General features: G+C 66.1%; 15 protein-coding genes. 5 read left to right on the top strand and 10 right to left on the bottom strand.

Features of this window, described 5'->3' with window-relative positions:
- Positions 1-107 precede the first annotated feature (107 nt).
- The 8 genes from ASF77_RS16555 to ASF77_RS16520 all read right to left on the bottom strand — a co-directional run bounded on the left by ASF77_RS16555 (position 108) and on the right by ASF77_RS16520 (position 11,419).
- Complete coding sequence (locus tag ASF77_RS16555) at positions 108-959, bottom strand: hypothetical protein (RefSeq protein WP_056341574.1); 852 nt, start codon at positions 957-959, stop codon at positions 108-110.
- A 68-nt stretch (positions 960-1,027) separates the two neighbouring features.
- On the bottom strand, positions 1,028-1,873 hold the full coding sequence (locus tag ASF77_RS16550; protein WP_056341571.1) for an oxygenase MpaB family protein: 846 nt from the start codon (positions 1,871-1,873) through the stop codon (positions 1,028-1,030).
- A 24-nt stretch (positions 1,874-1,897) separates the two neighbouring features.
- Entirely contained in the window at positions 1,898-2,926 is a 1,029-nt protein-coding gene (locus tag ASF77_RS16545) for an alpha/beta fold hydrolase (RefSeq protein ID WP_373961893.1), read from the bottom strand.
- Between the two features lie 95 nt (positions 2,927-3,021).
- Entirely contained in the window at positions 3,022-4,164 is a 1,143-nt protein-coding gene (locus ASF77_RS16540; RefSeq protein ID WP_082493836.1) for a glycerophosphodiester phosphodiesterase, read from the bottom strand.
- Positions 4,164-6,560, bottom strand: coding sequence for a TonB-dependent receptor (locus ASF77_RS16535; RefSeq protein ID WP_056341565.1), 2,397 nt, complete (start codon positions 6,558-6,560; stop codon positions 4,164-4,166). The genes ASF77_RS16540 and ASF77_RS16535 overlap by 1 nt, the downstream gene beginning before the upstream one ends.
- A 132-nt stretch (positions 6,561-6,692) precedes the next feature.
- Positions 6,693-8,366, bottom strand: a complete 1,674-nt coding sequence (locus ASF77_RS16530; RefSeq protein ID WP_056341562.1) for an alpha-amylase family glycosyl hydrolase — start codon at positions 8,364-8,366, stop codon at positions 6,693-6,695.
- A 20-nt stretch (positions 8,367-8,386) separates the two neighbouring features.
- Positions 8,387-10,018: an alpha-D-glucose phosphate-specific phosphoglucomutase gene (locus ASF77_RS16525; RefSeq protein WP_056341560.1), complete on the bottom strand. Its 1,632-nt coding sequence runs from the start codon at positions 10,016-10,018 to the stop codon at positions 8,387-8,389.
- A gap of 78 nt (positions 10,019-10,096) precedes the next feature.
- Positions 10,097-11,419: an MFS transporter gene (locus ASF77_RS16520; protein WP_056341556.1), complete on the bottom strand. Its 1,323-nt coding sequence runs from the start codon at positions 11,417-11,419 to the stop codon at positions 10,097-10,099.
- Between the two features lie 290 nt (positions 11,420-11,709).
- Between ASF77_RS16520 and ASF77_RS16515 the strand changes: the two genes are divergently transcribed.
- Together ASF77_RS16515 and ASF77_RS16510 are read left to right on the top strand one after the other, a co-directional pair.
- Entirely contained in the window at positions 11,710-12,984 is a 1,275-nt protein-coding gene (locus ASF77_RS16515) for an MFS transporter (protein WP_056341552.1), read from the top strand.
- Between the two features lie 14 nt (positions 12,985-12,998).
- On the top strand, positions 12,999-13,838 hold the full coding sequence (locus tag ASF77_RS16510) for an alpha/beta hydrolase (protein WP_056341549.1): 840 nt from the start codon (positions 12,999-13,001) through the stop codon (positions 13,836-13,838).
- 291 nt (positions 13,839-14,129) lie between these two features.
- Here the strand turns inward: ASF77_RS16510 and ASF77_RS16505 are convergent, their stop codons facing one another.
- Both ASF77_RS16505 and ASF77_RS16500 read right to left on the bottom strand, forming a co-directional pair.
- Positions 14,130-15,986, bottom strand: a complete 1,857-nt coding sequence (locus ASF77_RS16505) for a DEAD/DEAH box helicase (RefSeq protein WP_056341546.1) — start codon at positions 15,984-15,986, stop codon at positions 14,130-14,132.
- A 274-nt stretch (positions 15,987-16,260) separates the two neighbouring features.
- Positions 16,261-18,927, bottom strand: coding sequence for a TonB-dependent receptor (locus tag ASF77_RS16500; RefSeq protein ID WP_056341543.1), 2,667 nt, complete (start codon positions 18,925-18,927; stop codon positions 16,261-16,263).
- Positions 18,928-19,512: 585 nt separating this feature from the next.
- Between ASF77_RS16500 and ASF77_RS16495 the strand changes: the two genes are divergently transcribed.
- From ASF77_RS16495 to ASF77_RS16485, 3 genes are read left to right on the top strand one after another with little or no spacing between them, the layout of a single operon-like run.
- On the top strand, positions 19,513-21,354 hold the full coding sequence (locus ASF77_RS16495) for a glycoside hydrolase family 13 protein (RefSeq protein WP_056341540.1): 1,842 nt from the start codon (positions 19,513-19,515) through the stop codon (positions 21,352-21,354).
- Positions 21,354-23,675 carry an amylo-alpha-1,6-glucosidase gene (locus tag ASF77_RS16490; protein WP_056341537.1) on the top strand — a complete coding sequence of 774 codons (2,322 nt, stop codon included), beginning with the start codon at positions 21,354-21,356 and terminating at the stop codon, positions 23,673-23,675. The genes ASF77_RS16495 and ASF77_RS16490 overlap by 1 nt, the downstream gene beginning before the upstream one ends.
- Before the next feature lie 8 nt (positions 23,676-23,683).
- Positions 23,684-26,575, top strand: coding sequence for a hypothetical protein (locus tag ASF77_RS16485; RefSeq protein WP_056341535.1), 2,892 nt, complete (start codon positions 23,684-23,686; stop codon positions 26,573-26,575).
- Positions 26,576-26,624 lie beyond the last annotated feature (49 nt).

Below are 26,624 nucleotides of genomic sequence, written 5' to 3'. Positions count from 1 at the left end.
ATTGTTTGAATGCTACCAGATGCCTCCATTCGCACCATCGGGAGTGCCTGACATAATCGCCAGGGCGAGGCGCTGCAACGCAGCCCTGGTGATTTTGTCAAGCACTCCTAGCCTTCCTTGCGGTCGCAGGCGTGGGTGCTGCCCTCCTTGTCGAAGGCCGTCACGTTGGTCACCTGGCCGGCGCCGTCGTACATGACGCTGATCCGGCGCTCTTCCGGCAGCACCAGGATCAGTCCCGCGGTACTGCCCGCGTCGTCGAAGACGAAGCTCTCGTTGACCGCCTCGCGCATGTCGAAGCGGGCGTCGCCGACCTTCAGGACGCCATCGGACAATTCGACGGCGAGATCGCGCCGCACCAGCAGGTTGCTGGTGTCGAGACAGCTGACGGCCTGCTTCTTGCCGTTCAGGAGTTTGCCGAGCGAGAGGTAGAGCGGCTGGGCGTTCAGCTTCTCGATGCCGGCGGCATTGCTGCATACGAGGCCGACGTCGTCGCGCGAGAGGCTGGCATAGCTGCCCTCGCCCGCCTTGCCGGTCTGGAGCGTCAGCATGCCGGCCTTGTCGTCGTCGACCGAGAACATGGCCATCGTGTTGTACTGGCCCTTGTCGTCGCGCGTGCGCATCAGCATGGTCTTCTTCGCCATGGTGAAATCGACGGCCATGCCGGCGGCCGAGGCCTTGCCGTCCGCGCCGACCGTGATCGCGGCATCCATCTTGCGCGCATCCGGCATGCGCGTGCAGGCGCCGCTGTAATTGCCGGCGACGAAGGGGCCGACCACCGGCCAGTAATTCATCTTGGGCGCAGGCGCCGCGTCAGCGGACGCATCGCCTTCGGCCTGGCCCTCGGCGGCGGCCTGCTGTTCAGCCTGGGCCTGGTCGCCTTCGGTGTCGTCCTTCTTGCTGCAGGCGCCCAGCAGCAGGGCCAGGCTCAGGGCAGAAAACAGGGCAGTGCGACGGATCATAAATACTCCTTGAGGACGGGAACCGTACGCTAGCACGAAAGTTAAATTTTTCGCAACTATCAGTTCACCTATTTTCGCAGCCGCCGCGCAGCCTGCACGGCCGGCGTATCGCCCAGCGGCAGCAGCGCGGCGCTGCGCGCCAGCGTGCGCACCAGGGTCGCCTCGCCCGGGCGCAGGCCCTGCCCTTCGAGCTGCGGCAGCGAGCGTACCGGCTCCGGGACGAGTGCCACGGCGGCGCGCACCAGCAGCCGCTGAACCGGGCGCATCGGCGCGGGCACGATCGGCGTGTCGGTCATGATGCGGATGAAGTCGGCGAGGATGTGCGATCCCTCCAGCGTCGGCGCGGTCGCGGCCAGCAGCGCTTCCCACGCGGCCCACGAACGCAGCGCACCGCTCGCGCCGTACAGGCGCGCCGAGGGTTCGGCTTCGATGAATGCGGCGTCCTTTTCGCGCGCCGACAGGGGCCGCACATAGCGGTGATAGGCCTCGACGAACCCGAACACGGCGGTGGCCTGCACCCAGTCGAGCAGGCGCGGATCGTTGGCGCGGTAGGGCATGCCGTCGGGCGTGAGGCCCTGCACGCGCTCGTGCACCCGCACCACCTGCGCGATCATCTTCTCCGCCGCCGAGCGCGGGCCGTACACCGTCATCATGGCGGCAAAGCCGGTACGCCGCAGGCGCAGCAGCGGGTCGCGCTGGAAGCCGCCCCCGTTCCATACGCCCGCGCGCACCGAGGGTTCGGCCAGCTCGAGCAGCACGGCCGTCACGCCGCCGACGAACAGCGCAACCGGATTGGCGAACACCTGCCAGGAGATGCCGTCCGCCGGCGCGAGCGCGAGTTCGCCGCGCGGCTGGCTGAAGTCGAAGGCCATGCCCGGGGGCGGCCGCATCAGTTCGCGTATGGTCTCGAGCATCGGCGCCTCCGGCCGGCAAAGGCCTTACTTCGCCGCCAGCCCTTTCAGGAGCGCCGCGTGGAAGGCCTTCGGATCCTGCATCTGCGGCGCGTGGCCCATGTCCGGGAAGCTCACCAGCGTCGCTTTCGGAATCGCCTTCGCCGTCCGTTGCGCCAGCTCCGGATAATTGCCCAGCTTCGGCCGCAGCGCTTCGGGCGCGGCGTCCTTGCCGATCGCGGTGCTGTCCTTCAGGCCGATCAGGAGCAGGGTCGGCATCGTCAACTGCGGGAATTCGTAGACCACCGGCTGGGTATAGATCATGTCGTACAGGAGCGCCGAATTCCAGGCCACGATGTCCTTGCCCGGCCCGCGGTACATCCCGGCCAGCATCTGCACGGGCGGTTCGTATTCGGGCTTCCACTGGTTGACGTAATAGGTCGCCTTCTCGTAGTTGCGGATCTTATCGGCCGTGGTCTGCAGCTCGCGCTGGTACCACTTGTCGACGCCCAGCGAAGGCACGCCGAGTGCCTTCCAGTCTTCCAGGCCGATCGGATTGACCAGCACCAGCTGCTCGGTCTGCTGCGGGAACATCAGGCCGTAGCGCACGGCCAGCATGCCGCCGGTCGAATGGCCCATCATCGTGACCGGCCCCTTCACGCCGATCGACTCCAGCAGCGCACGCGTGTTCTCGGCCAGCTGCTGGAAGCTGTACTGGTAATGCCGGGGTTTGCTCGACTTGCAGAAGCCGATCTGATCGGGCACGACGACGCGGTAGCCGGCGTCGCTGAGCGCCTTCATGCTCGCGTCCCAGGTCGCGCCGCAGAAGTTCTTACCGTGCAGGAGCACGACGGTACGGCCATTGGCTTTACCGGTTGGCGCGATGTCCATGTAGGCCATGTGCAGCTTCGCGCCTTGCGAGGTGAAGCTGAATTTCTGGACGGGCGCGGGGTAAGTAAACCCTTCGAGCTCGGGGCCATAGGCCGGTTCGTCGGCGGCGTGGGCGGCGCCAAGGGAGGCCAGGGACAAGGCAAGAATGGCGGCAAGGTGGACAGGTCGGACGGTCATGGCGGGCATCATGGTCTCGCAAGGGATCGGACGAAAGAAGTCTAGTCGAGATCAGAAATCCGTGCCGCCCCGGCACATCCTGCCGCGCTCCCAGGCGCCGCCGTTCAGCCGATCGCCTTGCGCGCCAACGCCGTATCGTCGGAGAACAGGCCGTCGATGCCCGTCTCCAGGTAGCGCCGCATCTCGGCGATCGATCCCGCCTCGTTGCGCGCGTTCGGCCCGGCGCCGTCGCGGAAGTCGGCCGCCAGGAAGGCGTTCTCGGGCCGGAAGGTCCAGGCCACCACCTGCAGCCCGGCGCGGTGCGCGTCCACGACCAGCGTGGTCGGCGCCGCCAGGCGTTCGTCCGGGCCCAGTGGAATCACCGCGCGGCTGATCGGCGCGACGACGTCGGCATAGCGCGCCACCTCGCGCAGGCCGGCGGCCGACACCATCTCGCCATAGGTCAGGCTGCCGTTCGCCAGCGCCACGTCGGCCGGCCGCAACGCGTCGCTGCGCCCGCCCGCGATCACGAGCTGGGCCAGGCGGATGTGGGTGGAGCGGCCGAGCAGCTTGCGCAGCGCCTTGAGGTTGGCCGTCTCGAACGACTGCACGGTGACGGGCGCGCGCCGCGTATAGGCGTGCCCGTTCAGGGTCGCGACCAGGCGCTCCTCCAGCGCCAGTCCCGCGCCGGCGAACCAGGTCGAGTGCTTCAGCTCGGGGATCAGCCCGATGCTGCGCCCGCGCGCGGCCGACTCGGCGGCGACGAAATCGATCATCTCCTCCAGACTGACGAGCTGGAACTGGCCATCATGGGCGGCGCCGCGCATCTTCGGCAGGCGCTCCACCGCACGCAGCGTCTTGAGTTCGGCGAAGCTGAAGTCGGAGACGAACCAGCCTTCGTGCGCCTGGCCGTCGATCGTCTTGCGCGTCTTGCGGCGCGCAAACTCGGGGCGGCTGGCCACGTCGGTGGTGTCGGTGATGGCGTTCTCGTGGCGCGCGACCAGCACCCCGTCCTTCGTGCAGACGAGATCGGGTTCGACGTAGTCGGCGCCGTCCTGGATCGCTTTCGCATACGCGGCCAGCGTATGCTCGGGATACAGGGCGCTGGCGCCGCGGTGCGCGTACAGCGCCGGCGCCGCCTTCCGATCCAGGCGCGACGCAGTCTTCTGCGCCCCTGCCAGACCAGGCCAGGCCGCCAGCGCGGCGCCGCTGGCGAAGCCACGCAGCAGCAGGCGGCGCGCGGCGCCGGCCGGGTAGATCGGGTTCATCAGATGTCCGCCTTCACGGTCAGGAAACCCATGCGCGGCGGGATCGGGTAGGTGGCGTAGCTGCCGCTCGCCTGCCCCACGTTCGGCTGCAGCACACCCTTGCGGTCGGCCAGGTTCGTCACGTTCATGCTCCAGCGCATGTTTTTCAGGAAGCCCGTCGAAAACGGCACTTTACCCGAGACGTTCAGGCCGAGCAGGAAGTAGCTCGGTACGGAGAGGTCGTTGGTATAGGTGGCGTAGCGGCGGCCGACGAAATCGCCCGACAGCGCGATCTCGAGGTCGGCGCCCGGCTTGAAGGTGGCGACGAACTTGTTCATCCACTTCGGCGTGTTCGGCACCGTCTTGCCCGCGGTCGGCACCACGGTGGTGCCGGACAGGTAGCTGTCTTCATAGGTCGAGCGGTTGTAGGACACGGCGTCGTAGAAGCTGAACATGCGCCCGAAGTGGAAGGTGCCGCCGAGGTCGACGCCGTCGGTCTTGACGCTGCCGACGTTCGACAGGATGGTGGTGCCGCCGGCAAAGGAGGTGATGATCGGGTTCGAGCTGATCGCCAGCTGGCGGTCGTCGAAGTCCACGTGGTACAGCGTCGCCTGGCCGTCGAAGGCGCTCAGCGGGCCAAGGTCGAGCACGCGCGAATCGCGCAGGCCCAGCTCGTAGGTCACCGAAGTTTCGGGCTTGGCCGTGGCCTTGAAATAATCGAAGGCGGCCTGCGAGGACAGGCTCCACGGCGAATTGCCGCCGCCGCCGTAGGTCACGAACTGGCGCATGTTCTTCTGGACGTTGGCGAACAGCTGGCCGGTGCTGGAAATGTCCCAGCGCGCGCCCACCTGCGGCAGAAACCATTTCCTGGTCGTGATCTTCCCTTCCGGCAGGCCTTGCGAGCCACCGCTGAGCGTGGCCGGCAGCTGCTGTACGGGGAAGATGCCCTCGGCGAATTGCAGGCTCGACTTGAAACCGCCCTGCAGCGTCAGATCCGGGCGCAGCTTCCATTCGTCCTGCAGGTGGAACTGGACGACCTTGTTGTCGATGTCGCTGCCGTACTGGGTAATGAGCGGATTGCTCGGGCGCTGGTAAGGCGTGCTCGGGTTGTTGACGTCGAGCGCATACCAGCGGCGGTAGGCGCCCGAGTTGTTATGCTCGAACCAGAGCCCGGTCTGGATGCGGTGCGCGCCCAGATCCCAGCGCAGGGTCGACATCGCACCCTGGCGGTTGATCTTGTACTCGGTGGTGCGGGTCGCGTAGCCGGAATTGCCGAACACCGTCTTCAGATCCTGATTCGGATAATAGGCCCGGAACAGCGCCGGCAGGCCGGCCTGGTTGATCGGGCCGGCCACCACGCCGACGCCGTCGTTGTGGTGGAAGTAGTACTGGTTGCTCCAGGTGAGCTCGTCGTTCAGGTAGGCGTCATACTTCACGTAGGCCAGCTTGTCGGTGCGCTGGGCGTCGCTGTAGTAGTTGCGGAAGTTCGCGCCCACGGCCGCGGGCGGCGCGCCGTTGCGGTCGAGGTAGGCCAGCGCGGCGGCGAAGTCCGGATACAGGAAAGGCCGCGTGTAGGGCGCGGCGAGGCCGGCCTGGTGCAGGGTCGAATCCTCGTTCGGCTCGATCTTGTCCGACCAGTCGGCGAAGATCGTCAGCTTGCCGTGCTCTCCCTGGTGAACGAACTTGGCGTTGACCTGGTCGTTGCTCTGGCGGCCGTTGAAATCCCAGGCCTTGGCTTCGTGGTGCAGGCCAGAGATGTACAGGCTGCTGCCGCCGCCCAGGTCGCCCGAATCGAAGCGCACGAAGCTGCGGCTGGCCTTGTGGCTGCCGACGGTCTGCTGCAGGTTGACGTTGCGGCGGTCCAGCGGATCGCCCGAATAGGTTTCGATGGTGCCGCCCAGGTTGCTGGTGGACGGCGTGCCCAGGTCGCCGGCGCCGGTCGACAGCACCACGCTGCGCACGTTCTCGCTGGTGAGGGCGCGCTGCGGCGCCAGGCCGTTGTAGTTGCCGTACTGCTGGTCGCCCAGCGGCACGCCGTCCATCGTGTAGCCGAGCTGCTGGCCGTTAAAGCCGTGCACGAACAGCGACAGGTTCTGCTCGTTGTTACCCCACGGGTCGGCCGTCTGGAAGCTGACGCCGGGCAGCGCCTGCAAGGCCTTCAGCGGATTCACACCCGGCATCACCTTCTGCACCTCGGCGCCCGACATGGCCACCGTGGAGCGGGTCTTGCGGGTCGAGATCTCGACGGTGGCGACGGCGCCCGCCGCCACGCTGCTCTCGACCGCCGCGGCATCGGGCGCGGCCGGCGTGTCTTCGGCAGGCGCGGCCTGCGCCAGCGAGACGCACAGGGCGGAGGCGGCGAGTGCAATGCGGGATGGACGCAGGATCGTACGGCTGGACTTCAGGGTGACATTCATCGGGCAAGGTTTCGGTCAGTTGAGGTGACCGAAAGAGTAAGCTTGCCAGATGACTAAGCCGTGACGTTCGCGTGACGGATTGATGACGGCGCCGGCCGGTAAAACCGTGGTCGAGGCCATCGGCCTCGCCCCCTACTCCTGCCCGATCAGCACCACCGTGTTACGCGCATCGAACTGCACCTTGCCGCCCTTGACGACGGCGGTCTTGCCCGAATACCAGTCGCGCACGGTCTGGCCGTCCAGGAAGACGCCCGCCACCGGCACGGCCGTCGGCTTGTCGAGCGGCAGGCCGAGCGCGACCACCACGCGGTCGCTGATCTCGCCCTGCTCCCAGGTGCGCTTGAAGGTGTAGGGGTAGTGCTGGATCATGCGGTGCACGCCCGCGCCCACGGCGGGATGCGCCTGGCGGAAGCGGCCCAGCTTGGCCCAGTGCTCGCGCACGTCGGCCACGCGGTTCAGGCCGCGCTGGGCGTTCGATGCCAGCTCGTCCCAGTTCATGAAGGAGCGCAGCGTGGCGTCGCCTTCGGCGCCTTCGATGTTCAGCAGGCGCGCGGTCTCGTCGCCGTAGTAGATCTGGGCGGCGCCCGGCGCCAGCAGCAGTTTATTCGCCGTCTCGTAGGGACGCTGGCGCAGCGCGTCGTAGGGTTGGCCATCGTCGTGCGAACTCAGGTAGTTCAGCACGGACGTGCCCTTCATCGGCCCCTCCAATGCCTTCGAATACTTGCTGAACAGGGTCTCGTAGGATTCGACCGCATCCGTCTTCATCGCGAAGTTGATCATGCTGTCGAAGCCCTGGGCCGGATAGTCGACCGTCATGCCGCCGAGGTCGAAGGCGCGGGCGTGCCCGATGCCGTAGTTGTAGACCTCGGCCGTCATGTAGAACGGCAGGTCGCCCAGTTTTTTGCCCGGGTTCGCCTTCTTCCAGTCTTCGAAGGCGGCGCTCGCGACCTTCTTGAGCTCTTTCCAGACACCCGGCTCGGTGTGCTTGACGGTGTCGGCGCGGAAGCCGTCGATGCCGTACTTGCGCACCCAGTCGGCATGCCATTTCATCAGGTAGTAGCGCGGCGCGCGCGGGTAGCCGGTGCGCTTGAAGAAGGCGTCCAGCTCCTGCACCTCGCGCTCGTAGCGCCCTTCCTTCTTCCACTTGGCCACCAGGGCGGGCGGCAGCGCCACCGGCTTGTCGCTCTCGGTGCGGATGTCCGGCAGGTTCTTCACCAGCGTGCATTCGATCGTCGTGCGCGCATCTTTATAGGTGCAGACCGGGCCGGTACGCACCCAGTCCGCCGGCCATACCGGGTCGGCTTGCGTGACGGGGCCGGTGTGGTTCATCACCACGTCGAACAGCACGCGCAGGCCGTTGGCGTGGGCCGTGTCGATCAGGGTACGCAGCTCCGCCTCGGTGCCGAGGTTGGCGTCGATGGCGGTGAAGTCGCGCGCCCAGTAGCCGTGAAAGCCATAGCTTTTACCGGTGCCCTCGTCGGTGCCGGCATGGATCTGCTCGACCGGCGGCGTGATCCACAGGGCGGTCACGCCCAGTTCGTGAAAATAGCCCTCCTTGATCTTCGCCGTGACGCCGGCGAAGTCGCCGCCCATGAAACCGCGCAGCTTGGCCGCATCCTCCTTGCGCCCGTAGGCGTGGTCGTTACCCGGGTTGCCGTTGTTGAAGCGATCCGTCAGCAGGAAGTAGACGGTCGCGTTCTCCCACACGAAGGGTTTGCTCGGCCCGGCCCAGGGCGCGGGCGCCGCATGGGCAGCGGTGGAACCAAGGGCGAACAGCAGAGAGGCGGCAAGTGCGGGTAGTTTCATGGAGTTCCTGTAAGAGTGGATCAGGTGATGACGCTCGGCTGCTGGCGGCCCGTGCGCTGGCGCAGGCCGGACACGTTCTCGGCGATCGTGATCAAGCCTGACAAGGCTTCCTGGGTGTCTAGATGGTGGCGCGCCGGATCGGCCTCGTAGCGTTCGAGATAGAGGCGGACGGTGGCGCCTTCGGTGCCCGTGCCCGACAGGCGGAACACGATGCGCGAGCCGTCGCTCATGACGATGCGCACGCCCTGCTTCGAGGCGATCGATTTGTCGACCGGGTCGGTGTAGACGAAATCGTCGGCCAGCGCGACGCGGTAGTCGCCCAAGGTCTGGCCGGCCAGGGTCGAAAGCCGCTCGCGCAGCGCCGTCATCATGGCATCGGCGGCGCCGGCGTCGACGGCTTCGTAGTCGTGGCGCGAATAATAGTTGCGGCCGAAACGCGCCCAGTGTTCGCGCACGATCTGCTCGACCGGCTTGCCGGTGGCGGCCAGCATGTTCAGCCAGAACAGCACGGCCCACAGACCGTCCTTCTCGCGCACGTGATCGGAACCGGTGCCATAACTCTCCTCCCCGCACAGCGTGACCATGCCGGCGTCCATCAGGTTGCCGAAGTACTTCCAGCCGGTCGGGGTTTCGAAGCAGGAGATGCCGAGGGCCTCGGCCACGCGGTCGGCGGCGGTCGACGTCGGCATGGAGCGCGCGATGCCCTTGATGCCGGCCGCGTAGCCCGGCGCCACGGTGGCGTTGGCGGCGATGATGGCCAGGCTGTCGGATGGCGTCACCGCGATGCCGCGCCCGACGATCATGTTGCGGTCGGCGTCGCCGTCGGAAGCAGCGCCGAGCTGGGGCGCGTCGGGGCCGTTCATCAGCGCGATCAGCTCGGCCGCGTTGACCGGGTTCGGATCGGGGTGGTGACCGCCGAAGTCCTCCAGCGGCTCGCCGTTGATGACGGTGCCGCTTGGGGCCCCGAGCACGCCTTCGATGATCGCTTTCGCATACGGGCCGGAGACCGCGCTCATGCCATCGAATTTCATGGTGAAGCCGCGCGCGAACAGGGCGCGGATGGCATCGAAGTCGAACAGGCGGCCCATCAGCTCGGCGTAGTCGGCGACCGGGTCGATGACTTCGACCCGCATGCCTTCGAGGGTGCTGCTGCCCAAGGCGTCGAGATCGACGGGCGGCGCGTCGCTGATGCGGTAGGAAGACAGCGTTTGGGTATGGGCGTAGACCGCTTCGGTGATGCGTTCCGGGGCCGGGCCGCCGTTCTCGATGTTGTACTTGATGCCGAAGTCGCCATCCGGGCCGCCCGGATTGTGGCTGGCCGAGAGCACGATGCCGCCGAAGGCGCCGTGCTTGCGGATCACGCAGCTCACCGCCGGGGTCGAAAGGATGCCGCCGCGCCCGACCAGCATGCGCGCCACGCCGTGAGCCGCGGCTATGTGCAGGATGGTCTGGATGGCCTGGCGATTGAAGTAGCGGCCGTCGCCGCCGAGCACCAGGGTGCGCCCGGTGCAGTCGCCCAGGGTCAGGAAAATCGCTTCGACAAAATTCTCGAGATAGCCGGGCTGCTGGAACTCGGTCACCTTCTTGCGCAGGCCCGAGGTTCCCGGACGCTGGCCGGCAAATGGCGTCGTTGCCACGGTCTGAATCGTCATGCTTCGCTCCCGATGTGAATGCGTTCGTTTGTTAATAAAACGTTACGATACGACAGCAGGGAAAAGGATGTCGCAAGACTAGTTGGCCGCCTTGTCCGTCACGGCCAGCGTCAATACGGCGGCCAGCAGCATGCAGCCGCCGCCCAGCGCCAGCGTCTGCACGGTGTGGCCGTCGAAGAATTCGCGGGTGACGAAGCCGAGCAGCAGGCCGCTGACGATCTGCGGAATCACGACGAAGAAGTTAAACAGGCCCATGAAATAGCCCATGCGCTTGGCCGGCAGCGCGCCCGCCAGGATCGCATACGGCATCGTCAGGATGCTGGCCCAGGCGATGCCGACGCCGACCATCGGCAGCATCAGCATTTCCTTGCTGTCGATGAAGACGATACCGGCCAGGCTGATGCCGCCAATGGCCAGGCAGGTGGCGTGCACGGTCTTGCGGCTGGTGGCGCGGGCGAACACCGGCAAAATAAACGCGGCCAGGGCCGAGACGCCGCTGTAGACCGCGAACATGATGCCGACCCAGTTGCCGGCGTCCTGGAAGGCCGCCGACTGGGCGTCGCGGGTGCCGTAGACGGAGTCGGCGATCGCGCTGCCTGTATAGATCCACATCGCGAACAGCGCGATCCAGGTAAAGAACTGGACGAAGGCCAGCTGCACCATCGTCTTCGGCATCTTGGCGAAGCCGCTCAGGATTTCGGTAAAGGCGACGCCGACACGGCGCGCATGGGCGCGTTCGTTGTTGAACGACGCCAGGTCGGCGGGCGGCAGTTCGTCCGCGCTGAACACCGTCCAGCTGACGGCCACCATGAAGACGACTGCGCCGGCATAGAAGGAATAGCGCACGGTGTCGGGAATGCTGCCGTCGACCGGCACGTTGGACACGCCCAGGCCGGTAAAGATCGTCGGCAGCAGCGAGGCGATGACGGCGCCGCAGCCGATGAAGAAGGTCTGCATCGCATAGCCGGCGGTCTGCTGGGACGGGTCGAGCTTGTCGCCGACAAAGGCGCGGAAAGGCTCCATCGAGACGTTGATCGCCGCATCCATCATCCACAGCACGGCGACCGCCATCCACAGCGCGCTGGAGTTCGGCATCAGGAACAGCGAGATCATGGCGAGGAAGGCGCCGACGAAGAAGAAGGGGCGGCGACGGCCCCATTTCGGGTGCCAGGTGTTGTCGCTCAGGTAGCCGACCACGGGCTGCACCAGCAGGCCCGTGACGGGTGCGGCGAGCCAGAACAGGGCCAGGTCGTCGGGATTGGCGCCCAGGGTCGAGAAGATGCGGCTGGTGTTGGCGTTCTGCAGTGCGAAGCCGAACTGGATGCCGAAGAAGCCGAAGCTCATGTTCCACAACTGCCAGAACGACAGGCGCGGTTTGAGCGCCTTGGTATGCATGTCCATCTGTGTCCCCAATGGCCCGGCGTGGCGCCGGACTCGGTCTATGTGGCGAACGCGCCACGTGCCGCCGTCGCTGCCGCGGAATGCGCGGGAAGGCGAGGAAGTGGCTGGGGAGCGTCCCCGTCCGGAAGGCCATGAGGACGGGCGGTTACAGGCGAAGTTTCAAGAAGATTTGTAGCAAAATAACATGGCGTTTTCCGAGTGTCAATTCGAATAAGGCGTAGTAGAATCGCCACGCCCGCCCGGTTTTACGCAGGCTTTGTAGTCAAACAACAACCATCGCGGAGACACCCATGCTCGACATGCAGCGCCGGCTGAGCAATTCATTTTACGCCCTGGGCAGCTTGCCGGCCACGGCCATGGGTTTTGCCTTGTGCATCCAGATTTCCGCGCTCAGCTGGCTGCTGAGCACCAAGTACAAGCTCGACATCCACGAGATCGGCATCGTCTGGGCCGCCGGGCCGCTCGCCGGCATCCTGGGCCAGGTGATCATCGGCTTCATCAGCGACAAGACCTGGCTCTGGGGCGGGCGGCGCCGGCCCTTCATCCTGATCGGCGGCGTGCTGGCGGCGCTGTCGGTGTTCCTGCTGCCGCGCATCGAGGTCGTGGCCGATTTGCTCGGCATCGGCAACCTGCTGATCGTCGCCGTGATCATCGCGCTGACGCTCGACCTGTCGATCAACATCGGCTTCAATCCCACCCGCTCGCTGATCGCCGATGTGACCCCGGACGGCGAAGCGCGCACGCGCGGCTATACCTGGATGCAGACCATCTCCGGCTTCTGGGGCGTGATGGCCTACCTGATCGGCGCCTTCATCGACAACTACACGCTGATCTCCGTGGGCGTGCTGCTGGTGCTGGTGTTCTCGGTCGTGCCCACGCTCCTGATCGAGGAGCCGCGCACGATCGCACCCATTGCGCGCGAGGCGGCATCGACTACCGACTGGCCGCAGTTCCGGCGCCTGTGCGCAGCGCATGCCTTTACCTGGTTCGGGGTGCAGGCGATGTTCGTCTACATCATCTCCTTCATCCAGCAGCATGTGGTCACGCCGGGGTCGAGCGTCGAACAGGCGGCGGCGCAGTCGGGCCATCTGATCGCGATCTCGTTCGCGGTGATGAATGTAGTGGGCTTCCTGCTGCCGGCGCTGGTGCTGGCGCCGCTGGTGACGCGCTTCGGGCGCGTGCGCACGCAGGCCGCCTGCGTCGGCATCATGGCCCTCGCCTATTTTGCGATCGCCCTGTTCGCACGCTCGCCGGCCGTGCTGTACGTGCTGATGGCGGTGGTCGGCATTGGCTGGGCGGCGGTGGTCAGCCTGCCGTTCGCGATCATGAGCGAGAAGGTCGACCGCAGCCGCATGGGCTATTTCATGGGCCTGTTCAACCTGTCGGTGGTGCTGCCGCAGCTGGCGACGACCGTGGTCGGCTTCGTGCTGAAGACGGCGGCGGACAAAAGCCTGCTGTTCCTGATCTGCGGCGGCTGCCTGGCCGTGTCGAGCGTGCTGTGGCTGCTGGTGCGCGACTCGCAGCCGGCGCCGGCCGCTGCCGCGGCACTTGCCGCTTCCCATTGAACCAAAGAGCCCCGATGCGTACTGCTTCCCTCCTCCTGGCTGCGCTGCTGGCCGCTCCCGCCTTCGGCGCCGATGTCGCCCCGGCCGCTAAACCGTCGACCGCCCTGCCCGGCGTCAGCCTGCTGGCCGAACAGCTCGAGATCCCGGGCCTGAACCGCAAGCGCCAGATCCGCCTCTACCTGCCGCCTGCTTATGCGACGTCGAACAAGCGCTATCCGGTGCTCTACATGCACGATGCCCAGAACCTGTTTGACGACGCCACCGCCTTTGCCGGCGAGTGGAAGGTCGACGAGACGCTGGACGCCTTGTCGAAAGAAGGCAAGCTGGAACTGATCGTGGTCGGCATCGACAACGGCGGCGACAAGCGCATCACGGAACTGAGCGCCTGGGACAACCCCCGCTTCGGGCAAGCCGAGGGCAGGCAGTACACCGACTTCATCGTCAAGACACTGAAACCGCTGATCGACGCGCGCTACCGCACCCTGCCCGGCCGCGCGCACACCGCCATCATGGGCAGCTCGATGGGCGGCCTGGCCTCGCATTACGCGATCGCGCAGTATCCGCAGGTGTTCAGTAAAGCCGGCGTGTTCTCGCCGGCGTACTGGACGGCGGCGCCCGCCTTCGACTTCATGGCTGCGCATCCGCTGCCGCAGGACGCGCGCGTTTACCTGCTGGCGGGCGAGAAGGAAGACGAGCCGATGGTGCCGGACGTGCGGCGCATGGCGCAGGTGGTGACGGCGAGCGGGCATCCGGCGGCGAACACGGTATTGAAGATCGTGCCGGAGCAGAAGCACGACGAGGCGTTCTGGCGTGGCGAGTTGCGTGATGCGTTGTTGTGGATGTTTGTGGACTGAGGTGCTGATCGACCGGTGAACGCGTGGGCATGCCCACCCTACGTTACGCGTCGGCTTCATGAACCTGCTACGGGCGGTGGTGCATCGTACGGGGTCATTGATGCCAATGGCATCAATGACCCCGTACGATGCGCCACCATCATCAACTTCTGCCATCGGCCGTCGTGTGCCGTAGGGTGGGCTCTCCGAGCCCACGCGTATGCGGCCGATGCATGTCGAAACAAAAACGGGGAACCGACCCACCGGTCGATTCCCCGTTTTCATTCGCATGCGGCGCGAGCCGCCTATTCATTACGCCTTCGGCTTCGCCTTCTTGAATGGCGGCTTGTCCGCTTTAAAACCCGGCTTCTCGGCATAGCGGCGCTCGGCGCCGAAGGATTTTTTCGCACCCGGCTTCTTCGGCGGCGGCGTCTCGCCGTCGCGCGTGATCTGCAGCTGCTGGCCTGCGACCCACACGGTTTTCAGGTGATCGACCAGATCCGGCGGCAGGTCGGCCGGCAGGTCGAGCGTCGAGAAATCGTCATAGATCTCGATGCGGCCGATCAGCTTCGAATCGATGTTGGCTTCGTTGGCGATGGCGCCGACGATGTTGCCCGGCTTGACGCCGTTGGCGTGGCCGACTTCGATGCGGAAGGTGGCCATGCCCGCTTCCGGCGTGCGCGCAATGCGCTCCTTCTTGAAACCAGAATTGGTGCCAAATTCGCGTGGCGCGCGTGGCGGACGGTCGTCCCAGCCGCCGTCGTCGCGCGGGGAGCGCGGCGGACGCTCGACGAAGTCGGCGCGCGCGGGGCGGTCTTCCCAGGCGCCGGCCTTCGGCTCGCGATCCGGTTTCTCCAGCAGCAGCGGCACGTCGCCACGGCCGAGCTTGGCCAGGGCGGCGGCGATGTCGACCGCCGGTACGTTCGCTTCCTGCTCGAATTCCTCGATCAGGGAACGGAACTGCTCCAGGCCGCCGGCGGCCAGGGTCTGCGCGATCTGTTCCTTGAATTTGGCGATGCGCACGTCGTTGACGGCCTTCACGGTCGGCAGCGTCAGCGGCGCGACCGGCTGGCGGGTGGCGCGCTCGATCGCTTTCAGCAGGCCACGCTCGCGCGGCGTGATGAACAGGATGGCGTCGCCGCTGCGGCCGGCGCGGCCGGTGCGGCCGATGCGGTGGGTGTAGCTTTCCGGGTCGGACGGCACGTCGTAGTTGATGACGTGGCTGATGCGTTCGACGTCCAGGCCGCGCGCGGCGACGTCGGTGGCGACCAGGATGTCGATCTTGCCGTTCTTGAGCTGCTCGATGGTGCGCTCGCGCTGCTGCTGCGCCATGTCGCCGTTAATCGCCGTGGCCGCGAAGCCGCGCGCCTGCAGTTTCGTCGCCAGCTCTTCGGTACCGAGCTTGGTGCGCGCAAAGATGATCATGCCGTCGAAGGGCTCGGCTTCCAGGATGCGGGTCAGCGCATCGAGCTTCTGCATGCCGGCCACCAGCCAGTAGCGCTGGGTGATGTTGTCGGCGGTGCCGGTCTTGGCGGCGACCGTCACTTCGCTCGGGTCGCGCAGATAGGTTTTTGCGATGCGCTTGATCGCCGGCGGCATGGTGGCGGAGAACAGCGCGATCTGCCGCTCTTCCGGGATCTGCTGCAGGATCTGCTCGACGTCGTCGATGAAGCCCATGCGCAGCATTTCGTCGGCCTCGTCCAGCACGAGCGTCTTCAGCTGCGACAAGTCGAGCGAGCCCTTTTCGATGTGGTCGATCACGCGGCCCGGGGTGCCGACGATGATCTGCACGCCGCGGCGCAAGGCCGACAATTGCGGGCCGTAGGCCTGGCCGCCATAGATCGGCAGCACATGGAAGTTCTTCATGTGCGCGGCGTAGCTCTGGAAGGCCTCGGCGACCTGGATCGCCAGTTCGCGCGTCGGCGCCAGCACCAGCGCCTGCGGCGTGGTCTGCTTGGTGTCGATGCGCGAGAGTACCGGCAGCGCGAAGGCGGCGGTCTTGCCGGTACCCGTCTGCGCCTGTCCCAGCACGTCGCGGCCTTCCATCAGCAGGGGAATGGTGGCGGCCTGGATCGGCGACGGCGTCTCGTAGCCGACGTCCTTCAGTGCCTTCAAAATCGGCGCCGGGATGTTCAGATCGGAAAACGTTGGGAGTGGGGTGTCAGACATGGATGAGTTGCTCTTAAATTGAAACGAAAGCGACAGTTTACACCGTCGCCCGTGTAGACGTGGGGCGATTGCCTATACGTCACAGATTTGCAAAAGAAAAAGCCCTTGCAGGCAGCAAAGCCTGCAAGGGCTCGGGTCGCCCGAAGGCGCCTAGTAAGTTCGAGAAACCGTCGCGAGCGGAAGGAGTGCTGGCCGAGAAGCGCAGCTGTACGGCTGTACAGCGAGCATCGCAGGCCGGCAATCCGACGCGCAGCAGGTTTATCGAACTTACATATTACAGTTTGTAGTTCAGGCCCAACAGCATCTGACGGCCATATTTCACGTAGCCGCGTGGACGATCCGGCGAGCCGGCATAGGTCTGGAAGTCGGTATCGGTCAGGTTGTTCACCTGGAACAGCACCGACAGACCCTTCACTTGCGGGAAGTCGTAGCCCAGCTGCAGGTCGACCACGGTGTCGCCCTTGACGAAGGTCAGTTCGTTGGCGCCGCCGATGCCGCCGATCTCGCCGACGAAGTCGCTGCGGCGACGCTGGCTGATACGGGCCGAGTAGCCTTCCTTCTCGTAGTAGGCGGTCAGGTTGAAGACACGCTTCGACAGGCCCGGCAGCGGGATGTCCATCGTGCCGAAACGCTGATCCTTGATGCCGATTTCGCTGCTGGTGAACGAGGCGTTGGCGGTGACGCCGAAGCCGTCGAGCATCGGGCTGATCACGTTCAGCGGGGTCGAGACGGCGAACTCGAGGCCCGACAGGCGGCCGCCTTCGCCGTTCTTCGGCTGGTTCATGGTGCCGATGTTGCTGGTGGCGCCGGCAAGGCGGTACTCGGAGAAGTCACGCGGCACGGTGATGTTATAGATGTACGACTTCAGATCCTTGTAGAAGCCGGCAGCCGACACGTAACCCGTCTTGGCGAAGTACTTCTCGTACGACAGGTCGAGCTGGTTGGCGCGCCATGGATCGAGCTGGGCGTTGCCGCCGTTGCCGTAAGGCGTACCGGTGCTCTGCTGGGTCAGGCCCACTTCCAGCGCCGCGTTCAGCTGGTCGAGGCGGGCGCGGGCCAGGGTGCGGCCGGCGCCGAAGCGCACGACCTGGTCGTTCGGCAGGCTCCAGGCCAGGTTCAGGCTCGGCAGGTAGTCGGTGTACTTTTTGCCGTCGGTCAGAGGCACCAGGTCGGCGAACGGCCAGGCGCGCAGCGTGTTCGCGGTCGAGCTCTGGTCGGTCTTCACGACCTGCACGCCGACGTTACCGCGCAGCGGCATCGCCATCAGTTCGGTGTCGATGTTGAGCTTGACGTAGCCGGTCTTGACCTTCTCGTCGATCGTCCAGTTCTTGGTCGCGCCCCATGGCACCAGGATCGCCGGGGTGTACGGGCCGAAGTTCTGGGCCAGCACGGTGTTGATGTCCCAGCTCAGGGTGTTCGGCAGCGCGTACAGCGACTGCGCACCGTTGACCGCGTTGGCCGCGAAGCTGCCGTCGCCGATCTTCGAGAAGCCGGTCTCCAGGTGCTGCTTTTCCTTCGAGCGCTTCGACAGGTTGAAGCCGGCTTCGACGCTGCTGAACGGGCCTTCTGCGAACTTGTATTCGACGCTGGCGCGTGCCGAGTCGAGCTTGTCGACCATGTGCGGCGCGTTGACATAGCCTTCGCCGAACTGGCCGCCGATGCGGATATCGGCCGGGGTGGCGTAGGCGCCCGACAGGTTCAGCGCCGGGATGGCGCCGTTGCCGTAGTCGAAGCCCAGGGTCTGGCGGGTCGCGCGGCCGGCGTTGATCTCGACCAGCTCTTCCTTGTGGTCGGCTTTCGAGTGGCTCAGGTCGATGATGCCGACCCAGTCGCCCGAAGTGAAGCGGTTGTTCCAGCCGAACGCGGTCAGCTTGTCGTCGCGGGTCATGCGGTTGTTACGCACGACCGGATTGACGTCGGTCGCGGTACCGCTGACCATGACGCCGTTGACGATCCGGCCGTTGGTGAAGCCGACGGTGCCGTCGTCCTTCAGCGGGATTTCCATGCCGCGGCGGATCTCTTCCTGGTCGAAACGCGAGTGGTACACGTCCAGGGTCGAGCTGAAGTTCTTGTTCGGGCGGTATTCGAGCACGCCCATCAGGCCGTCACGCACCTGGTTGCCGGTGGTGGCGAGTGCCTTGATGCCCTTCGGGACTTTGACGGTCTGGCCGTTGGCGGTGTAGTCGACCCAGTCCCAGGTCTCGAACTGCTCGGAGACGTTCGGCTTGTCCTGGCGGGCGTAGCCGATGGCGACGCCGATGGTGCGGTTGGCGAACTGGTCGACGTACGAGGCGCTGACGCGGCTGCCGGTGTCGGGCGAGCCGGCGCTGACTTCGCCCTTCGAGTTCTTCTCGCCGCGGACGTTGACGCTGATGGCGCGCTCGCGCAGCGACAGCGGCTTGATGGTCTGCAGGTCGACGGTGCCCGACAGGCCCTGGCCGACGACGGCGGCGTCGCCGGTCTTGTAGACGGTGACGGCGTTGATCAGTTCCGATGGGTACTGGTCGTATTCGACGGTACGGTTGGCGCTGGTGCTGACCTGCTCGCGGCCGTTGAGCAGCGCGGTCGACAGGTCGCCCGAGGTGCCGCGGATGCTGATCTGCTGGGCCTGGCCATTGACGCGCTGGGCGGTCAGGCCTGGCAGGCGTGCCAGCGATTCGGCGATCGAGATATCAGGCAGCTTGCCGATGTCCTCGGACGAGATGGCTTCGACGATGCCGTTGGCGTCGCGCTTGGTGGCGATCGCATTTTCGATCGCGCGGCGGATGCCGGTGACCTGGACGGTCTGGATCGGGGCGTCGGCGGCAGCCTCGGTGACGGCGGTTTGGGCGCTGGCGTTGCCGGCCATGGCCGACACGAAGATGGCGCAGCCGGCCGCAACCGGGCTCAGCTGAAATACAAGGCCCGAACCGGCGGTGCGCTTGTTTGCGAAGATATTCATTTGTCCCCTCAGATCAGACTACGTAATTTCCCGCAGACAGCTGCACAGCCACGGCACGGGAAGCAGATATAACGTCTCTTTAGACGTTCTGGCAAGAATTCTGTACTAAAACTAGATGCACTGTCAACGGGAGTTCATTCGCACTACGTTTTTTCAGAATTTCATAGGCCTCTATATAGAGAGCGCTTCGCTCGCGTTGTATCCCAGCTACAAAGCCAGCCGTAAGGACGTGTAGTCGGACTACATGTTGCTTGCATTTCACCAAGTCAGTGCAGAAATGCACTGTTTTGGTGCAAATCTCCGAATGGTATCGATGTCATTCAACTTGGGTGGAAATACCGGCTTTTCTGGCGCTCCGGCCGGCACGATTCGAGCATCATGCTCCGTCCAATGCGAGCACGCACCGTATGTACTTAAACTAGCAAGATTGTTCAATTGATGTGCCAGCACTTGTATAGTATTCTCGGCCTTTCATAGAGTGAAAACCAAGCAATCCCGAAATCAGTCACCTTTAATCATGTAGGCAGACTACTGGTTTTCGTATTCCCGGCATCCATCCATCACCGTTTCCAGCCGAGTCCCGCCATGCGACGCACTTTTGCAACACTTTTCTTCGCCGCCGCTCTCCAGTCCGCCGCGGCCGCGCCCGCCATCGCCCACCTGGAACCGCCCTTCTGGTGGACGGGCATGCAGGACAAAGGCCTGCAACTGATGGTGCATGGCGCCGGTATCGGCGGCATGCAGGCGCGCATCGATTACCCGGGCGTGCGCATCGCGGCCAGCACCCGCGTCGCTAATTCGAATTACCTGTTCATCGATCTCGAGATCGCAGCCGAAGCAAAGCCGGGCACCTTCGAGATCGTGTTCGAGGGCGCCGGCGCCACCCTGCGCCACGCTTACGAGCTGCGCGCAAGGGCGCCGGGTTCGCGCCAACGTCAAGGCTTCGGCAACGCGGACGCCATCTACCAGATCATGCCCGACCGCTTCGCCAACGGCGACCCGGCCAACGACAGCGTGCCCGGCATGCTGGAAAAGGCCGACCGCAAGCATCCGGGCGGACGCCACGGCGGCGACATCCAGGGCGCGATCGACCGCCTCGACTACATCGCCGGCCTCGGTTTCACCCAGCTCTGGCCCACGCCCCTGGTCGAGAACGACATGCCCGCCTACTCCTACCATGGCTACGCATCCACCGATCATTACCGCATCGATCCGCGCTACGGCAGCAACGAAGATTTCGTGCGCCTGTCGACCGAGGCGAAGCGGCGCGGCATCGGCCTGATCCAGGACGTGGTGCTCTCGCACATCGGCAAGAACCACTGGTGGATGAAGGATTTGCCGACGCCGGACTGGATCAATTTCGGCGGCAACTTCACGCCCACCGCCCACCACCGCGTGTCGGTGCAGGATAAATATGCCTCGCAAGCCGACAGCCGCAACTTCACCGCCGGCTGGTTCGTCGAAAGCATGCCCGACCTGAACCAGACCAATCCGCTGGTGGCGAACTACCTCATCCAGAACAACATTTGGTGGATCGAATACGCGAACCTGGCGGGCCTGCGCATCGATACCTACAGCTATTCCGACGGCGCCTTCCTGACCCAATATACGAAGCGCATCATGGACGAGTACCCGAACCTGAACCTGGTCGGCGAGGAGTGGAGCACGCTGGTACCGGTCGTCGCCCGCTGGCAGCGCGGCAAAATCAATTTCGACGGCTATACCTCGTCGCTGCCGAGCCTGATGGACTTTCCGCTGGTCGAGGCAATGCGCACCGCCCTCACTACCCCGGACAAAGGTTTCAACGAGGTCTACCAGACGCTCTCGCTCGACTACCTGTACCCGGAACCGGAAAAGCTGGTGCTCTTCGGCGGCAACCACGACATGGCGCGCATGTACAGCGCCGCCGGCGAGGACTTCGACCGCTACCGCATGAACCTGGTCTTCCTGATGACGATGCCGCGCATCCCGCAGTTCTACACGGGCGACGAGATCCTCATGACCAGCACGGTCAAAGGCCGCGACGACGCCAGCTACCGGCGCGACTTCCCCGGCGGCTGGGCGGGCGACAAGGCCAATGCCTTCACCGGCGCCGGCCTCACTGCCCGCCAGCGCGCGGCGCAGGAACTGGTGCGCAAGCTCGCCACCTGGCGCAAGGGCCAGCCGGTGATCCACAGCGGCCGCCTGATGCACTTCGGCCCCGAGGACAATACCTGGGTCTACTTCCGCTACCAGGACAACAAGCGCATCATGGTCGCGATGAACAACAACGACAAGGAGATGCGCTTGCCCACCGGCCGCTTCCAGGAAATGCTGAAGGGGACGGCGCGCGGCGTCGATGTCCTCACCGGAGCCACGGTCGATTTGGCGCGCGAGCTGCGCCTGGCGCCGAAGGCGACGCTCCTCATCGAACTGCCGGAGGCATGATGCGATCTACTCTTCTCGCACTGTCGCTCACGCTCGCGCTGGCGCCCGCGGCCGCCTTCGAAAAACCCGGCATCGACGCCTTTTTCGACGCGATGGCGATCGAAGCCGCACCCGGCCAGCAATCGCGCTTTGTCGCCGGCGACAACCTGGCCGGCTATTTCGAAGGTTTCACACACAGCCACGAACGCGGCGCCGGCTATGTGCTCAAAAGCGGCACGGTCTTCCACAATTATGTGAGCAGCGTCGATGGCGTCGCCAACGCGCGCGCCGGCGGACGCGAACAGGTGCTGCCCTTCGGCCACCGCGTCGCCTATGCCAACGGCAGCGTCGAGGAACTGGCGCTGCTGTCGAAACGGCATGCGCTGGCGCTGCGCGTCGGCAGCGCGCGGCCGGCGCGGCTTGGCTTGAAACCGCTGTTGATAACGGCGGGGGCGGTCACGCAGCGCGACGGTGTCGTCATCGTCGCACCGGGCAAAGGTGCCACCCAGTACATGGCGCTGGCCGCAAGCCAGGCCTTCACGCTGGAAGACGGCCTGCTGCTGCGCGCCAGCGCGCCGGCGACCTCCTTCACCGTGGTGGCCGCCTTCGGCGCCAGCGCCGCCGAAGCGGGCGAGCGCGCACGGCGCCTGGCCGCGGGTGACCCGATCGGCGACGAGCGGCGCGCCACCTATGCCGCCCTGACCCGCAGCTACCTCGCCACCAGCGATGTCGAGTACAACAAGGCGCTGAACTGGGCCAAGGCGGCCTCGAAGCTGTTCGTGGTCGACGAATACGGCGCCGGCATCTGGGCCGGCCTGCCCTGGTTCCGCGAGAACTGGGGCCGCGACACCTTCATCGCCCTGCCCGGCACCCTGCTGGTCTCGGGCCAGTTCGCCGACGCGAAGGCCGTGCTGGCGAACTTCGCGCGCTTCCAGAACCTGCGTACGCCGCGTGACAAGGACTATGGGCGCATCCCGAACCGGGTCTCGCCCGACGAAATCATCTACAACACCGTCGACGGCACGCCCTGGATGCTGCGCGAAGCCCACGAGTACATCCGCTACACGGGCGACAAGGCCTTTGCGCGCGAGATGTACAAGCTGGCCGTGCCCTATTTCGAGGGCGCCATCGCGAATTATGTCGACACCGACGGCCTGCTGCGCCACGCGGCCTCGGACACCTGGATGGATGCGCGCATCGAGAATGCCACCCACCAGCCCTGGTCGGATCGCGGCCCGCGCGCCAACGACATCCAGGCGCTCTGGTACACGGCGCTGAACACCGGCGCCTGGCTGGCCGACCAGGCCGGCGACGCCAAACGCGCGCGTGAATGGCGCGCGCTGGCGGCGAAAGCCCGGGCCAGCTTCCTGCGCTTGTTCTGGGATGGCGCCGCCATGGCCGACCGCCTGCGCGCGGACGGAAGCCGCGACCTGAAGGTGCGGCCGAACCAGCTGATGGTCGCGACCATCCCCTTCGACGATTTCGTGCCCGGCGCCGTGCAGGCGCGCGTGACGAAGAACGCCGTCTCGGCCCTGCTCTACCCCTACGGCATCGCCTCGCTGAGCCAGGACGACCCCACCTTCCACCCGCGCCACGAAAACCCGGACTTCCACCACAAGGACGCTGCCTACCACAACGGAACGATCTGGGGCTGGAACGCCGGCTTCACGGTCACGGCCCTGAACCGCTTCGGCTACCAGGACTTGAGCTGGGCGCTCACGCAAAACCTCGGCAAGCAAATCCTCGGGGTCGGCATCGACGGCACGCTGGGCAACATGAGCGAGAACCTCGATGCGTTGCCCCATCCGGGCGGCAAGCTGAAACCCTCCGGCACCTTCGCCCAGTCCTGGAGCGTGGCGGAATACGCGCGCAACGGTTACCAGGACTACGTCGGTTTCCGCCCCGACCTGCCGAACAATATGCTGGCGTTCGAGCCCGCGATTCCCGGAGCCTGGTCGCGGTTCGAGGCCGTGCTCCCCTTCGGCTTCGACGAGGAAATCGCGGTCGATTTCAGCCGCAAGGCGGCGCGCCAGCGCTGGACGTTCACGCTGCGCGGCAAGCAAACCCGCACCCTGCGCATGGCCTGGCTGAACGACGACAAGCGCCGCATGCAGAGCGAGTTCACGCTGGCGCCGGGCAAGCCGGTGACGCTGGAACTGGGCGCCGGCCGCGCCACGCTCGACGGACGACGGCTGGCGCTGCGCCAGCTGCGTCCCTCGTATGCGGACACCATCGGCACGCTGCGCTTTGCGAAGCCGAAGGACTACCGCAGCGAAGACTTCCCCATGCTGCGCGAACGCGATGCGCTGCGCGGCATCGTCGAACGCGGCGAATACCGATAAAGGCAATCATGAATCCGTCCCGCTGGCTGCTGCCCGCCCTCCTCGCCTCAAGCACCGCGGTTGCCGCCGATCCCGGCCCTTTGCGCGAGGCCCTGTATGTGCGCGGCGGCTTCAACGGCTGGGGCCTGGAGAACGCCCTGCGCCACAAGGGCAATGGCGTCTACGAAACCGACATCCTGATCGCGCCCGGCAACCACGGCTTCAAGCTGGGCAGCGGCGACTGGCGCCGCGAGTGGGTGCCGAACCCGCACGAGAGCGTCGCCGTCCAGCCGGATCGGCCGGTACGCCTGGCCACGCGCGCCGGGCTTGAGGCGACGCTGTTCGTGCGCAGCACCGGCACCTATCGCTTTACCCTCGATGCGAAGCAGCCGGCCGCGCCAAGCCTGCGCATCACCCGCCTGGAAGCGCGCAAAAGCGGCCCCGCTCCCGACCCGCATGCGGGCCATGCCCGCATCGCCACCTTGAACTTCCCCACCTGGGACGGCAAGACGGAAACGGCACGCTTCTCGCTCGCCGACCCGGAAGCCGGGCGCCGCAGCTACATCCATTCGACGACGATGTCCCTGCGCGACCCGGTGCCCCAGCACAGCCGCTATGCCGAAGGCCCCGACCTGCCCTATCTGCGCAGCGGGAACCTCGCCTTCGACGCCCTGTTCGCCCTGGCCACAAGCGAGATGCGCCAGGACGCGGTGCGCGCGATCCGCGACGGCAACTACAACGCGGGCGCACCGATTCCTTGCGACTGCTTCGAGACCGGAGAAAAATGGCATTACGTCTGGACGCGCGACCTGTCCTATGCTGCCGACCTGGGCCTGGCCCTGTTCGATCCGGCGCGGGTGCGCAACGCGCTCGACTTCAAGCTGGCCGGCTATCGCAAAGAGGTGCCGAAAGCGGCCCCGGTCGCGGGCAGTGCCGACGGCCTGCAGATCGTGCAGGACACCGGCAGCGGCGGCAGCTGGCCGGTCAGCACCGACCGCGTGGTCTGGGCCTTCGCGGCCAAGGAAACCCTGCGCCTGCTGCCGGCAACCGAACGCGCCGCCTTCGCCGCGCGCGCCTTGAAAGCGCTGACGAACACGATCGAGAACGACCGCATCGCCGCCTTCGACCCGGAGGATGGCCTGTACACGGGCGAGCAATCCTTCCTCGACTGGCGCGACCAGAGCTACGCCGCCTGGATCACGGACGACCTGGCCTCGATGGCGAACAGCAAATCGGTCTCGACCAACGCCGCCCATTACCAGGCGCTCAACTTCACCGCGCGCCTGGCGCGCGAGGCTGGCGACGGCGCCCGCGCCGCGCGCTACGCCGGCTGGGCGGCGCAATTGAAAAACGCGATCAATGCGCGCCTCTGGCTGCCGGACGCCGGCATGTACAGCAGCCTGACCGCCGCCCATTTCGACGGCGCGCCGCTGCACAAGTTCGACTGGCTGGGACAATCGCTGGCCATCCTCACCGGCATCGCCGACGACCAGCAGGCGCGCAGCATCCTGGCGCGCTACCCGCACGGCCCCATGGGCCCGCCGGTGATCTGGCCGCAGCAGCCGGGCGTGCCGGTCTATCACAACCGCGCGCTGTGGCCTTTCGTGACGGGCTATGGCCTCAAGGCGGCGGCCCATGCCGGCAATGCGGCGGTGGCCGACGCCGCCTACGATTCGCTGATGCGCGGCGCGGCCCTGAACATGTCGAACATGGAGAACCTCGAATGGCTCAGCGGCCAGCCGCTGCTGCTCGACGAGAAGAACCCGTCGCTGATCGGCCCCGTCATCAATTCCCGCCGCCAGTTGTGGTCGGTGGGCGCCTATCTCGGCATGGTGGTCGAACAGGTGTTCGGCCTGAGCACCACGGATGAAGGCATCCAGTTAAAACCTTTCGTCACCGCCAAACTGCGCCGCGAAACCTTCGCCGGCACCGGGCAGGCCACGCTGCACGACCTGCGCCTGCGCGGTGCGCGCATCTCGCTGCGCCTGCTGCTGCCGTCCGCTTCGCAAAAACAGGGCGTGCACCGTGTCGAGCGCGTGCTGCACAACGGCGCGCCGGTGCCGTCCACCATCGCCTGGGAGGCGCTGCGCGACGGCGACACGATCGAGATCGTGCTCGGCGCCGTGGCGGAAGGCGAGCACGCCATCCGCCGCGAGAACGCCGATCCCTATGTGGAGTCGCCTACGGTCTTCGGCCCGCGCGAACCCGTCATCGCCTCGCTCGTGCGAGAGGGCGACGACCATGCGCGCCTGCACTTCGGCGCCGGCGGCAATCCCGCCGGCACGGTCTACCACGTCTACCGCGACGGCAAGCAGGTGGCGGCCGGCCTGGCGCCGGGCGAGTGGCGCGATCGCGAGGTGCATCCCTACGCCTGCTACGCCGTCGAGGCCGAGCACCCGCAGTCGCGCAACCGCAGCCACCACAGCCTGCCGCGCTGCGTGGATGCGGCCGTCGAGATTCCAGTGTCCGATGCGCGCGTGGTGTCGAACCTGAAGACCACAGCGAACGGCGCCCTGGCCGGCTGGGGCGCGCCGCAGGATCGCTTCGAACTACGCGGACTGCGCATCGAGGCGGCCGGTGCCTATGCGCTGCAGCTGCGCTACCGGAACGAGGCGAACGGGATCAACCTGGGCATCAGCGGCGGCGTCAAATGGATGCGCGTCGAAGACGCGGCCGGGCGCACGGTGGCGCAGGGTGTGGTGCAGCTGCCGCACACGAAGCCGGCGCGCGGAAGCACGCCCGCGCCGCTGTCGACGCCGCTGAGCGCGCGCCTGCAGCCAGGCACCTACCGCGTGCGCCTGGGCGACTTCTACAACATGAGCTACCTGGAGAGCAACGCCAGCTTCAGCGGCGCGGGGGGCATCCATGGGCCGTCGAACCGGGTTGATTTGTTCGGGGTACGGGTGCAGCGGATAAAATGAACATCGGCGTTCGATAGGCGTCGCGTCTACTCGTCGTTCCGGCGTGGGC

The organism is Massilia sp. Leaf139 (genome assembly GCF_001424165.1).
Taxonomy (GTDB): Bacteria; Pseudomonadota; Gammaproteobacteria; order Burkholderiales; family Burkholderiaceae_D; genus Telluria.
The sequence above is the reverse complement of the archived record's forward strand: the minus strand, read 5'-3'. Positions and strand labels throughout refer to the sequence as shown.